Source organism: Mesomycoplasma ovipneumoniae (assembly GCF_030012565.1).
GTDB classification, from domain to species: domain Bacteria; phylum Bacillota_I; class Bacilli_A; order Mycoplasmatales; family Metamycoplasmataceae; genus Mesomycoplasma; species Mesomycoplasma ovipneumoniae_D.
Genome location: NZ_CP124621.1, coordinates 183,645 through 197,146, shown reverse-complemented (window position 1 = coordinate 197,146; position 13,502 = coordinate 183,645). Strand labels below are relative to the sequence as shown.

The 13,502-nt window shown below is 29.4% G+C and carries 11 protein-coding genes; 7 read left to right on the top strand and 4 right to left on the bottom strand.

From position 1 onward, the window contains the following. Nucleotide 1: 1 nt before the first annotated feature. From QJQ40_RS00795 to alaS, 3 genes are read right to left on the bottom strand one after another with little or no spacing between them, the layout of a single operon-like run. The gene (locus QJQ40_RS00795) at nt 2-466 is read right to left on the bottom strand and encodes a hypothetical protein (protein ID WP_282861410.1); all 465 of its coding nucleotides are present in this window, start codon (nt 464-466) and stop codon (nt 2-4) included. Beyond that, nucleotides 456-896, bottom strand: a complete 441-nt coding sequence (gene ruvX / locus QJQ40_RS00790) for a Holliday junction resolvase RuvX (RefSeq protein WP_282861409.1) — start codon at nt 894-896, stop codon at nt 456-458. The genes QJQ40_RS00795 and ruvX overlap by 11 nt, the downstream gene beginning before the upstream one ends. After that, on the bottom strand, nt 872-3,523 hold the full coding sequence (alaS, locus tag QJQ40_RS00785; protein WP_282861408.1) for an alanine--tRNA ligase: 2,652 nt from the start codon (nt 3,521-3,523) through the stop codon (nt 872-874). The genes ruvX and alaS overlap by 25 nt, the downstream gene beginning before the upstream one ends. 72 nt (nt 3,524-3,595) lie before the next feature. Between alaS and QJQ40_RS00780 the strand changes: the two genes are divergently transcribed. Both QJQ40_RS00780 and QJQ40_RS00775 read left to right on the top strand, forming a co-directional pair. Continuing rightward, nucleotides 3,596-4,279 (top strand): 16S rRNA (uracil(1498)-N(3))-methyltransferase, encoded by a 684-nt coding sequence (locus QJQ40_RS00780; RefSeq protein ID WP_282861407.1) that lies wholly within the window; start codon nt 3,596-3,598, stop codon nt 4,277-4,279. 215 nt (nt 4,280-4,494) lie between these two features. Then, nucleotides 4,495-5,871 carry an FAD-dependent oxidoreductase gene (locus QJQ40_RS00775; RefSeq protein ID WP_282861406.1) on the top strand — a complete coding sequence of 459 codons (1,377 nt, stop codon included), beginning with the start codon at nt 4,495-4,497 and terminating at the stop codon, nt 5,869-5,871. A gap of 201 nt (nt 5,872-6,072) precedes the next feature. Here the strand turns inward: QJQ40_RS00775 and QJQ40_RS00770 are convergent, their stop codons facing one another. Further along, a complete protein-coding gene (locus QJQ40_RS00770) occupies nt 6,073-8,073 on the bottom strand; it encodes a pullulanase (RefSeq protein ID WP_282861405.1) in 2,001 nt (666 codons plus the stop codon). Nucleotides 8,074-8,309: 236 nt separating this feature from the next. Between QJQ40_RS00770 and QJQ40_RS00765 the strand changes: the two genes are divergently transcribed. The 5 genes from QJQ40_RS00765 to QJQ40_RS00745 are packed head-to-tail and all read left to right on the top strand — an operon-like array spanning nt 8,310 to nt 12,841. Further along, nucleotides 8,310-8,603, top strand: a complete 294-nt coding sequence (locus QJQ40_RS00765) for a ribosome assembly cofactor RimP (protein WP_230580393.1) — start codon at nt 8,310-8,312, stop codon at nt 8,601-8,603. Then, on the top strand, nt 8,596-10,416 hold the full coding sequence (gene nusA / locus QJQ40_RS00760) for a transcription termination/antitermination protein NusA (protein ID WP_282861404.1): 1,821 nt from the start codon (nt 8,596-8,598) through the stop codon (nt 10,414-10,416). Before QJQ40_RS00765 ends, nusA begins: the two co-directional genes overlap by 8 nt. A 9-nt stretch (nt 10,417-10,425) precedes the next feature. After that, nucleotides 10,426-10,716 carry a YlxR family protein gene (locus QJQ40_RS00755; RefSeq protein ID WP_282861403.1) on the top strand — a complete coding sequence of 97 codons (291 nt, stop codon included), beginning with the start codon at nt 10,426-10,428 and terminating at the stop codon, nt 10,714-10,716. Continuing rightward, a complete protein-coding gene (gene infB, locus QJQ40_RS00750) occupies nt 10,683-12,482 on the top strand; it encodes a translation initiation factor IF-2 (RefSeq protein ID WP_282861402.1) in 1,800 nt (599 codons plus the stop codon). The genes QJQ40_RS00755 and infB overlap by 34 nt, the downstream gene beginning before the upstream one ends. Nucleotides 12,483-12,493: 11 nt before the next feature. Further along, nucleotides 12,494-12,841, top strand: coding sequence for a ribosome-binding factor A (locus QJQ40_RS00745; RefSeq protein ID WP_044285845.1), 348 nt, complete (start codon nt 12,494-12,496; stop codon nt 12,839-12,841). The last annotated feature ends 661 nt before the right edge of the window (nt 12,842-13,502 follow it).

Below are 13,502 nucleotides of genomic sequence, written 5' to 3'. Positions count from 1 at the left end.
CTTAATTTACCTTTGATTTTATAGCTTTTTTTGCCTTATTTTTTAATTCAGGAACTCTAATTACTTCTTTATCGCTAAGTTCTTCAATTATATCATCATAATCGGTTTCGGGCGAGAAATTATTAAAAAAAGTGAAAGGATCAATTGGCTTACCTTCAAATATGAACTTATTTGTGTCAAAAAATTCACTAATTTGCATCTCTAAAAGTTCAATAGTCTGGTCGTCAAATTCAACAAAGGTTTTTGTAGTTTCTCAAGTATTTCTGTCAATTTCAAAGGCAAGAATATTCTTTTTCTCATCAAAAACAACAGAAAAAATTCTTAAATCTTCAAATTCAGTATAAAAAAGTGAATAAAGTTTTTCGTAAGTTGGATTTGTTGAATTTGAAATTTCTTTTGCGATTATTACTCGTTGCGGGTCTGAAAGGTTTATTGATTCTTGAGTTAAAGTTTTTTTATTTTTCATATCCATTTTGTGTTTGTAAAAATCTTTCAAGTATAATTTGAGCTGCTAATTTGTCAATAATTTTTTGCCTTTTTTTAAAGGACAGACCTGAGTCAATTAAAATTGAGTTGGCTTCCTTGGAAGAAAGTCGCTCATCTTGAAAAAAAAGCTGTATTTTATAGTGTTTTTTTATTAATTGGGCAAATTCTTCAACCATAATTGTTCTTGGAGAAATTTTACCTGATAAAGTCAAAGGATAACCTAAAACAAGAGTTGAGACAGAATATTGTTCCAATCAAAAACCAATTCGCGCGATAACTCTTGCAAAATCATACCTATTAAAATTATATTGCTCAAGGGGCAAAGAAATTTTCCATTCTGAATCAGAAATTGCAAAGCCGCAAGACTTAACCCCTAAATCAAGCGCTAAAACTCTGGGTCTAATGCTCATAAAAGCTTAATTATATCGTCTTTTATAGGTTTTTTCTTGATTTTTGCCTGAGCTATTTTAGAATTTCCACCTCCTGCACCATCGTAAATTTCCATAATTTTTTCAAGAATGACATTTGATTCTAAGTTAAAAGATGCAACTGTAATTAAATAATTTTCATCTTCGAGATTTGTGGCTAAAATAAATGTTGACTTTGGATTTTTTTGTCTAAAAGTAGCTGCTGATTGTTTTAGATTTTTGGAATTAAATTCCAAATCAATATAAAACTTATTTTGATTAATGTCAACAAAATTGTCTAAATTTAATTCTAATGATTCAGAAATATCTTGATTTTTTAAGATTTTTTTATATTTTTCTTTGAGCTCTTCTTCAATTTTTGTCAAGTGCTCAAATTCTGAATCTAAATCAGTAAAACTTGGAATATCAAAGCTAAAATCTTGACTAATTTTTGCAATTTTATTAACCAATGAACTAATTTGGAACTTCAAAAGTTCAATATTTTGTTTTAAAAACTCAACATTTTTGGCAAAAGAGCTAACTGCACGAATCCGATAAATTCCCGAACCCTTAGTTTGACAGGATAAAATTGTGAATTTTTCTAATAATTTAGTGTTTTGAATGTGAGTTCCACCACATAAATCCGTTGTAATTCCAGGAAAAACTACAAGCCGAAGCGCATTAGGATCCATGTATTCTGATTCTTCTAATGTCATAATTGCATTTAGTTTTTGGGCTTTTTCTAGGTTTGTGACTAAATATTCACGCTGAACTTGTTGACTTATATATGAATTTACGCGATTTTCGACAGATTTTATTTGTTCTTTCGAAGGTTTTTGAGCACAAGGAAAGTCAAAAGTCAGTCTTTCTTCATTATTGTCAGATCCAAGTTGCTTAATTTGAGGCCCAAATTCTGCCCGAAGTGAAGCAAATAAAAGGTGAGTTGCTGAGTGATTTCGCTCTAAATTCAAACGGTTGTCTGAATTTAACTCTAAAATTACCGGTAAATTTTTTGATAGTTTACCTTCAAAAACATGGACATTATTTAAAAATTTATCTTTAAAAACGTCAATAATTTCAATTTTTTTGTCGCCTTGAATTATATATCCCTGATCATGTTTTTGACCACCTGCTGTTGCATAAAAAGGAGTTTTTTCAAAAATTGCATATGAAATTTCGCCCTCAGTAGTTTGGTCAACTTCATTAAATCGATTTGCTAAAAAAGCAATTTTTGTTTCAGTTTTGTGAAATTCATAACCTATAAATTCTGAAATTTTTGACTCAACTTGATTTAAAGAATCAATAACTTTTCCCATGCCTTTTTTAATATTTGCCCGGGAAATTTGAGCATGTTTTTCGTGATATTCTTCTAATGATTTAAGGTCAAAACTAATATTTTTTTCTTGAAGAATTTCCTGAGTTAGTTCAGGAGGAAATCCGTAGGTAACAAAAAGTTTAAAAACAATTTCTGGAGAAATTTGGCCTTCAGTTTTTTTTATCTCATTTTCTAAAAGTTCATGGCCAATTTCAAGAGTTTTTATAAAGTTTTTTTCTTCATTATAAATCACGGACTCAATTTTTTCAATATCAAAATTAGCATTCAGTGTTTTAGCAACAATTGGGATTAATTTGTGTAAAAACTCTTCTGAAATTCCTAATTTTTTCCCGTTTCAATAAGCTCTTCTAATTAAACGCCTAATTATATAGCCTCGGTGTAAATTTGATGGCATAACTCCATCATTTACTGCGGCACTTATTGCACGAATGTGGTCAGCAATTAGTCTAAAACTTTTATTGATTTGGGCTTGTTTTGCATCTTTTTTAAAATAATTTTCAATATCGTATTTAAAATTAGTGTACTTTTGAATTTCTGCAATAATTGGCAAAAATAAATCTGTATCATAATTAGTTGGACCGTTTTGCAAAATTGAGACAATTCTTTCAAAACCTGCACCAGTATCGATATTTTTTGACATTAATGGTGAATAATTTTGTGCTCCGTCGTTATTAAATTCTGAAAAAACAATGTTTCAAATTTCAATAAAACGGTCATTTTCGATGTCATTTCTTATTAATTCATCACCACGAGCATCAAATTTTTCACCACGGTCAAAATAAATTTCGGTACATGGACCACAAGGACCTTGACCTAAGTCTCAAAAGTTAGTTTTTTTGCCACCGGGAATGAGTCTATTTTCAGGAAAACCTAAACCTTTCCATTTATTTAAAGTCTCAAAATCACTATCATAATAAGTTATATAAAGTTTTTCAGGGTCTAATTCTAATCATTTAGTCAAAAATTCAAAGGCAAAATCTATCGCTTCAAGTTTAAAATAGTCTCCAATCGAAAAATTTCCTAGCATTTCAAACAAAGTATGATGTCTTGAGGTTTGCCCAACATTTTCAATATCATTAGTTCTTAGTGCTTTTTGCGAATTAACAAGTCGTTTTGAAGGTGGAATTTTTTTACCAATAAAATAATCTTTTAGTGCCGCAACTCCTGAATTAATTCAAAGAAGTGAATCATCATTTTGGGGAACAAGGGGTTTAGATTCTATAAGAAGATGATTTTTTAGTTGAAAAAAATCATATCAAAGTTGACGAACTTCATTAGCTGATAATTTTTTCATTTGTTTTATCCTTATAATAATAATTTTACTTAATTTTTAGGATTTGTAAAATTTTATATTAAAATTTTATCTATGTTCCGTTTTTTTGTTAGTGAAAAACAAGAAAATTTCTTTATTCTTGATGATTTAAATTTAAGTCATATTAAAGTTGTGCGAATTAAAAACGAAAATTTTATCTGTGTTTACAAAGGTGAATTTTACCTTGCAAAATTAGTTCAAAATTCAAACAAAGCTGAAATTATTGAAAAACTTGAAATAAATAATGAACCTAAAAACAAGGTTATTTTAGCGCTTGCAATTCTAAAGACAAAATCCTTTGAATTTGCAATTCAAAAAGCTGTTGAAATTGGAGTAAGCGAAATTTGACCGTTTTTTAGTAAAAATGTAAGTCAAAAATTAGAAGGGGATCTAAGAAAAAAATTAAAAAGATGAGAGCAAATTTGTCTCCACAGCGCACAACAGAGTTTTCGAAATTTGATTCCAAAAATAAATTTACCTATAAATTACAGTGATATTTTGAAAAACTCTAGTAATTTTAGTCAAAAATTAATCGCCTTTGAAGGTGAGAAAAACCTGACAAAAATAGACCAATCAGAAAGCGACACAATTATAATAATCGGTCCTGAGGGTGGTTTTGAACAGTCAGAAATAGATTTAGCACAAAAATTTGATTTTAAAGTTGTGTCTTTAGGCAAAAGAATTTTACGCTCTGAAACAGCCGCAATTTTTCTATTAAGTAAGTGCATAAATGACTAACTTTTTAGCAAAAAGTGGTAAAATCTTCGAAATTTAGCAGTTTTTTCTAAAGTTTCGAAGATTTTTTATTTTATTCATTTTTAGCAATTTTTTATTTTATTCTTTATTTTTTCAATTGTGACTTAATTTTAATAAAAAATTCGAAAAACATTGTATAATTTAATAAAATTAAATTTAATTTTTTACTCCCAAAAAACACTAAAATAGGAGATTTTATGAAAATAATATCAATCGGAACTAATCATGCCGGAACTTCGTTTTTAAGAACCCTAAAAACTATTTACCCACAAGCAGAACTTGTATCATATGATAGAAATACTGACATTTCGTTTTTAGGTTGCGGAATTGCACTTTGAGTTTCTGATGAATTTAGCGATCCATCTGGACTTTTTTATTCAAGTCCTGAACAATTAAAATCAATGGGAATCGATGTTCATTTACAGCATGATGTTCTCGAAATTGACCGTAAAAATAAAATTATTACTGTTAAAAATTTAGTTAGTGGCGAAATTTTTAAAGACAGCTATGATAAATTAGTTTTTGCCGGCGGAACTTGGCCCATTATTCCACCTTTTGAGGGAATTGATCTTGAAAATATTTTAGTTTCAAAAACATTTACTCACGCAAAAGAAATTAAAGCAAAAGCAGTTGATCCAACAATTAAAAATGTAATTATTATCGGTGGTGGTTACATTGGTATTGAATTACTTGAAGCATTTCACAAATATGGTAAAAAAACAACGCTAATTGACATGCAAGACAGAATTATCCCTAATTATTTTGACAAGGAATTTACTCAAAAAATTGAGGATAAAATTGTTGAAGAAGGTATTAATTTACAATTTAATCAAAAAGTTGTTCGTTTCATTGCTGATGAAAGTGGAAAAAAAGTTGCTTTTGTTGAAACAGACAAAGGTAAATATGCTGCTGACCTTGTAATTTTAGCTATCGGATTTGCACCAAATACTAAAATTTTAACAGACGTTGAAAAAACTGCTAATGGCGCAGTCAAAGTTGACCAGTTCCAACGTTGCCTAAGTGATAAAGATCTTTATGTAATTGGTGATTCAGCTTCAATGGTTCACAATGTAACTAAACAACACGCTCACATTGCGCTTGCAACAAATGCCGTAAAATCAGGGATAGTTGCTGCTTTCCACATTGCAGGACGTGAAGATATTCCTTTCCCAGGTTATGTTGGAACAAATGCAATTTCCGTTTTTGGATTTAATTATGCCTCAACTGGATATTGTGAAAATGCTTGTCCAAAAATGGGCTTAGATAATGTTGGTGTTGAATATCTTGAAGACTGAGATCGCCCAGAATTTATGCAAAATAAATCTAAAGTATGAATCAAAATTGCTTATGACAAGCCAAGTCTAAAATTAATTGGTGCTCAAATTGGTTCATATGGAAAAGAATATAATCACACTGAAGTAATTTATTTCCTTTCACTAGCAATTCAAAAAGGTCTAAAATTACCAGAAATTGCTCTTTCAGATTTCTACTTCTTGCCTCACTACAATAAGCCATTTAACTTTGTAATCCAAGTAATTTTAAATGCACTAGGGCTAAAATATAATAAAAAATAGGATTTTTGCCTCAAAAATTTAACTAAAAAAAACCAGTTTTATCTGGTTTTTTTTAGTTTCTTATTTTCCCAGTTTAATAAGCTAATCTTAAAAAGTGTCGTGTTTTATAGACTTTTTTAACTTTTTTGGCAAAAATTAATTACCTATTTTCTAAGTTTTGCCTTGTTTTTTAGTTTTTAAAATTCAAGGCAAATTTTAGGGCTAAAGTTTTTTCATAAGTAAGATTGACTGTCGTTTTTCAATAATATTTTGACTAAATTCTAATTTAGAGTTAAAAAGAACATCAAAATCTTCAAAATTATAGTCATAAGAATTGGCTGAAAAATTATGAATAACCTTAATAATTTCGTTTTTAATTTGGATGCTAAAAATAATTAAGCCTTTTTTATTATCAACAGTTTCAAATTTTATCGAATCACAAATTGTTTGATTATCTGGCAATCTAAAAAACTGGGTTTTTAGACGAAATTCGTTAATTTTTGCTAAAAAATTAAAAATTTTAGTTTTAATTTCGCTAATTTCAAGAAGACTAAAATCAAGACCGTTTGTAAAATCGGTAGTTTTGTTTGAATAAAAATCAAGAAATTTATGAGCCTGATATGGAAAAGGTGGTTTTGTTGCATTTAAATTAAGTTGACAATTCGAATAACTAGCACCCGAAAAATCACATGCTTTTGAAAAGGCAAACTCAGTTCCTGAACTTAAAAGAACTTTTCCTTGAACAAATAAAGCCATCATTAATGCCTGACGATAAGTTTCGATAAAAGCATTTTTTGTCAGTCCTGAAGCACTTGTTAAAATTTTGTCAGCCAAAGTAGGACCATCATATGAAGTTATATAAGAAACATTTATATTGATATCGTTTGCAAAAAGGTCATCTCTTCTAGCTGAGTGATAAAAATCGCCAAAATCAAAGTCAAAAATTCCGCCTGGAATCAGTGAGACATATGAGGCAAATTTTGAACTGTTTTTTGACAAAATTAGACCTTTATCGCCAGGAACATTTGATCCGCGAATAACATTTGGAAGTCCATAATTTAAATAAGCAAAATTAAAATTATTAGAACGACTAGTTTTTTCAGTTCGACTTTTGTGCTGTAAGTCAGTTTTTTTACAAAATTTACCAAACAAAATAATGTTAGGATTTATTTTTTTAAGTTCGATACTTATAATTTCAAGCGATTTTTTGTCAAAATACGAAGCCGCATCAAAGCGAAATCCATCAACTTTATAGTATTTAACAAAAAAAATGAGTGAGTCTAGAATTAATCTAAATGCCATTGGCTTTTGCGAATCAAGAGGCGGAAATTGGGAAGGAAAAGACAAAGCCTCATCGCGATAAAAATAACCACGGGCAACATCATCTAAAATTGATTTGCAAAAAGTTTGACTAAAAGCAACATCAAGAATAATTCCAATATTTTTTTTATGAGCTGAGTCAATAAATGCTTTAAATTCTTTTATTTTTAAATACGGATCAAGCGGATTTGTCGAATAACTTGAATTAATTGAAAAAAATCCAAGTGGATCATAGCCCCAATTATAGTTTGTAAAATGACCTTTTCCTTGACCTTTTTTAAGAATTGAAACATTTTTTTGACTAAAAGTATAACAAGAATGGACTGGTAATAATTGCAAAAAATTGAAATTTAGTGCAGATAAATAATCAAAAATTTTCTGATCTAGAGCCCCAAGAAAAGTACCTGGATTTGCTATGTTTGAATTTTTTGAACTAAAATCACGAATATTTAATTCATAAATTAGTGCATCATTCAGCGGATTTTTGCTTTGAAATGATAAATCTGAAGGACTTTTACCAGCCTGAGTCGAATAAATATCAATTAAATAACTTTTTGGAACTTCATTTTTAGTTCAATCAAAAGGAGAAATACTATAAGAATAAGGATCGAGCGCTTCGGTTATTGTTGAATCACGGTGCTCAATTAATAAATTATAAAGATATCCGTGAAATTTTTCATCAATTTCGCAGAACCAGACATCATATCGCTTTGTCATTGCGATTATTTCGGTTGGATTTGTGTCTTGAAAATTTTCATAAATTGCAAAGTGAACCCGCGTTGCATCAGGCGATCATAAATAAAATTCAAAACGGTTTGAATTAAAAATTAAGCCAAGCGGTCCTCAATACGATTCGCCGCGCGAATTTTTTCTAATTAAAGCTGTATCATAATTTATAAACATATTTACTATAAAAACCCAAAAAAGTGCTAAAATAAACGATAAATCTAGAAGTTGTTATAATACTTATGTTGAAAAAATAGCAAAACTTCTATTAATGTGCTAAAAAAACATATTTTTAAATTATAACATAACAGCTTAAAATCATTTACTTTTAATTTTTTATTTTAAAAAAAATTTAAAAGTTGTATAATTATTTTAACCTTTATAAAATTAACATTTCAATAAAAGGTTGTCCTTTGTGACGACTTTTTTGTTTTAAACCTAACAAAATTATTGAAAACATTGAAGAAAAAGGAGAAAATTTGAATTTAATACAAAGGTTAAAAGATGAATTTAATGATATTTTGTCAATTAATTTTGTTTTAGAAGACGGGCTAAACTATTTAAGAGTTGTTACAAATTATAATTCACTTGATCAAGTTGAAGCGATTTCTAAAAAAATTTCTGAATTTATTGATAAAATTGAGTCTAGTGAAAATAATTTTATTTTAGAAGTGCTTTCAAGAGGACAGGACTGCCAAGATGAATAGAAAAAGAGAAAAAGTTACTAAAATTAACCCAAAAGACAATGCAAAATTAATTGTTCAATCAATTAAGGAGGTTGCTAAAAACAGCGAATTATCGCTAGATAGAGTTGTTGACATTTTCCAAGAAGCTATTGAATTTGTTATATCACGAAAAATTGACCCTGACGCCCATATTTTAATTGAAGCTAATTTGGAAGATTCGAATTTTAAAGTTTTTAATACAAACGGAATTGTTGTTGAAGATACTTATTTTGATGAGCTGACAAATGAAGAAAAAATTAATGAATCTATTTCATTTATTTTAGTTTCTGACGCAAAAAAGGTTAACGAAAATGCCCGTGTTGACGACATTTTTTCAATTGAACTTGACCTTACAGCTTTTGAACAATGACTCTTTACAGCAATTATGCACACTTTTAAACAAAAAATTTCTGAAATTGTCCGTAATAATGTTTTTAATAAATATTCATTATTAAAAAATCAAGTTGTCTCTGCGACAATCACAAACAAAATTTCAGCTGGTTACATTTTTGAAATTGATGATGATAAAGTTTCTGCTTTTATGCCAAGTCATTATGCAACTGGAAATAATTTAAAAATCGGTTCACGTCATGAAGTTGTTATTGAAAATGTAACTAAAAATACAAAACAGTCGCAAGTTGTCGTTTCATCAAAATCAGTTCAACTTGTTAAGAAAAAAATAATTGATGCAATTCCTGAATTGCAATCTAAATATCTTGAAATAGCTTCAATAGCACGAATTCCTGGTGAAAAATGTAAGGTTGCAATCCGAAAAACTGATGATGCCGAAGCAAGTGATATTTCCGAAATTGGCTCAGTTGTTGGTGAGACTGGTTCAAGAATTTTTGCAATTAGCCAAGAACTTGATGGCGAAAAAATTGAAGTTATTAAATATGATGACAATATAATTCAATTTATTGTAAATGCAATGTCACCTTCAAAAGTTATTTGCGTAAAAGAGTTCAAAATAAGTCATAAATTACGGCGTTTTACTGTAGTTGTGCCTGATTTTCAACATAGTCTTGCTATTGGAAAAAACGGTTCAAACGTAAAACTAACAGCCGACTTAACTCGTAGTCAACTTCAAATTTTACCTTATTCTGCAGTTCTTAAAGACAATAATTTCCAAATTGAGTGAAACGGAAATGTTAAAGATCATCAAGAACTAATCGATCTCAAAAACGAATATATGCAACGTCAACAAAGTCGCGCTTATCAAAATCAAAATAAGTGAAATTCATATAGTCGACCTAGCAATAGTTTTGACTCAATTTTGCAGCAATTTGAATCTGATATTCTCGAACTTGAAAAACCTTATGGGGTTGAGAATGAATTTATACCTAGAAGTAAGCTAAAATCTGCTAAAACTCAGCCAGAAGTTGCTAAACCAGCTAGTCCTGTAAAACAACCGGCAACTAAAAATAGACCTTCAGCTAAAGTCGTTAATAAAAAAGAAAATAATACAAATTACTCAAATTATCAATCGGATTCGCAAGAAAATTCATATTCTTTTTCAAATGTAAGTCAAAAAAAATTTTTTGACGCCGACTCTTTGTTTGACTCAGCCCTTAACGAAGCAATCAGCGAAAATGAATTAATTGACAAGCAACATTTAGAAGAAGAAGGTAAAAAACAAGAACAAAAAGCTCAAAAAGTACAAGTCAGTCCTCGAACCGAAGAAGATAATGAATCATATATCCAAAATGAAAGACAGATTAAAAATTTCAAATCAGATGATGATCTTGTAAAATACACCGGTGTTGATGATATTGATATTGACGATTTTGACTTTTAAGGTAGCAAAATGAAAAATCACACAAGAAAATGTATAGTTGATCAAAAAGTTTATCCTATAAATAATTTAATTAGGTTCACTTATATTAATCAAAAATTAATTATTGATAAACATTTTGATAAAAAAATTGGTGGCAGGGGCGCTTACATTTTCAATGATTATGAAAAAATTCAACATGCGATTAAAAGAAAACTTTTTAATCGCGCTTTTAAAACAAATATTTCCGCTTTTGCTTACCAAAATTTAGCAATCGAGGTAGAAAACTTATGAAAAAACCGCAAAAAAGAATCTCAAATGTAGGCGAAATTAAGGCTCAACTAAAAACTGTTGAAACTAAAGTTCACAACGGAGTTTTCCTCTTTTCGGGAATAATGACAATTAGCGAACTTTCAGAAAAAATTAATGTCTCTGTTAATGAAATTATTACTTATTTTTTCAAACAAGCAAAAATGTACAATTTAAATCACAGTCTCTCTGAAGATGAAATTGCCGAAGTTTGTCTTGAATTTGGACTTGATTTTAAAAAAGAAGTCCAAATTGATGCATCAAATTTCATGGAAGAAGTAAGTATTAAAGACGAATCTGACCATCTCAGCCACCGCCCACCAATTATTACGGTTATGGGTCATGTCGATCACGGAAAAACAACACTTCTTGATTTTATTAGAAAAACTAATGTTGCAAAAAATGAGCGCGGCGGAATAACCCAACACACCGGTGCTTATCAAGTTAATTTTGAAGACAATATTATCAATTTTATTGACACTCCAGGTCATGAAGCCTTTACACAAATGCGAGCTCGCGGGGCAAAAGTTACCGATATTATCGTGCTTGTTGTTGCCGCTGATGATGGAGTTATGCCACAAACTAAAGAAGCTATCAGTCATGCTACTGCCGCAAATGTGCCTATTATTGTTTTTGTTAATAAAATGGACAAGCCTAATAAAGACGTCGATCGGATCAAAAATGAACTTTCAGCATTAAATATTGTCACCGAAGAATGAGGAGGAAACAATATTTTTGTCTACGGTTCGGCACTAACTGGTCAAGGAATTGATGAACTTTTTCGGTCTATTTTGCTAGTTGCTGAAATACTTGAGCTTAAGGCAAACAAAAATCGTTACCCAATTGGAACCGTTATTGAAGCAAAACTTCACCATAATAAAGGAACAATTGCAACACTAATGGTCCAAAATGGAACTTTGATGGTTCGCGATTTCATTGTTGCTGGTTGTCAATACGGTCGAATTCGTTCACTTGAAGACACAAACGGTAAGCCAATTAAATTTGCGCCTCCGGGAACTCCGGTTATTGTCACAGGTCTAAATTATGTTCCTGAAGCTGGTGATAAATTTTTTGGTTTTCATGAGGAAAAATTTGCCAAACAACTTGCATTAGAAAGAAGACAATCAGAAAAACTTTCAAAAACAAAAGCCCAAACTACACAACAAACAAAAGAAAAAACCTTAAATATTATAATAAAAGCTGACGTGACCGGAATTGCCCAAGCTTTACACTCAACAATTGAACAACTTGCTTCAAAACATGTTCATATTCACATTTTACACTCAGGAGTTGGGATTATTAACAAAGCGGATATTTTGCTGGCCCAAACTTCAAATTCAACTATTTACACTTTTAACCTCCAAGTTCCACCAGCAATAAAAGCTCAAGCTAAACAAGCTCAAGTTGAAATTCGCGAGCACACTATTATTTATAAAATAATTGATGAAATTAAAAAACAAGTTAAAAGCATGCGTGAAATCAAATATGAACTTCAACATATTGGAACTGCTAAAATTATTGCTAAATTTTGGTTCTCAAAAGTCGGTTCAATTGCCGGATGTAGCGTTGTTAGTGGAAAATTTGTTGAAAATTGCAAAATTGAATTGTGAAGAAATTCCAAATTAATTCACTCAGGAAAAATCGAATCACTTCAGCGCGATAAAAATCCTGTAAAAGAAATAACAATTGGAAATGAATTTGGAACACACATTTACAAATTTGATGACATCGAAATCGGTGATGAACTTAGATCTTTTATTGAAGTTGAAATTGATAACTAAAGGAGAAAATTATGTCTGTTAGTCATGAAAAACGGCAAACTTATTATCACCAGTTGATTTCAAAAATTATCGACTCACATTTTTCTGAAAGAATGCCAATTGCTGTAAATTGAGTTCGACTTTCAGGTGATAATTCTCATCTTTTTATCTATTTAGAGTTCGAATATGATGAAGATAAGTTTCTAGGCGAAATTATTAAAGCTGAAAAATTTATACGACTCAAATTTGGTAACCTTCTTGAAGGATTTAAGGTTCCAGAACTGCACTTTAAACTTGATCCGGTTGCAAAACGTGTCGATGAAATGGACAAAATTTTTGCTAGAATCAAATCTCAAGATGAAAATGATGAAAAAAACTAACTATTTTAAATACGAATCTAATACCCGAGTTTCCCAGTTTTAAATAAAGTAAACTAAAAAAGCTTAAATTTTAACTTAAAAAGCAAAATTATGAAATTTTTAAACTACTTTTTTAGTTTAAAACAATGACAAAAACCATAAAAAATACAACTACTATTTAAACTCAATGCAAATAGAAAACTCATTTTTATTTACGCTGAGCCTAAAAAAATATATGAAGTTTTGAAAGAACAATAAAAAAAGCCTTAAATTTATAGATTTCTAAACGGTTAAATTTAAGGCATTCCATCATGACTAAAAACATAATGGATAATTTGCATTTTCTGATTTTTTAGACAAAAAACATAACTAATTCCCCTTAATTTTAAAATCCAAATTTATTAATTTATTCTTAGTGATGGTAATTATAACATAACTTTATTTTTGACCAAGCATTTTTTTTTTTTTTTTACAAAAGGTCAATTTCAAAACTATAAAAATTAAGATTTTAGGTCAAAAAACACGGATTTACCGGTATTTTTACTATTTGTATTCACTAAAAAATGAATTTTTGCATCAAACTGGAAACTCAGGAATAACTATTTTAAAAAGTTTTTCAAGGAAAATTCATTTATTTTTTGACATTTTTTCAAAAAATAAATGAATTTTTTTAAATTTAAAA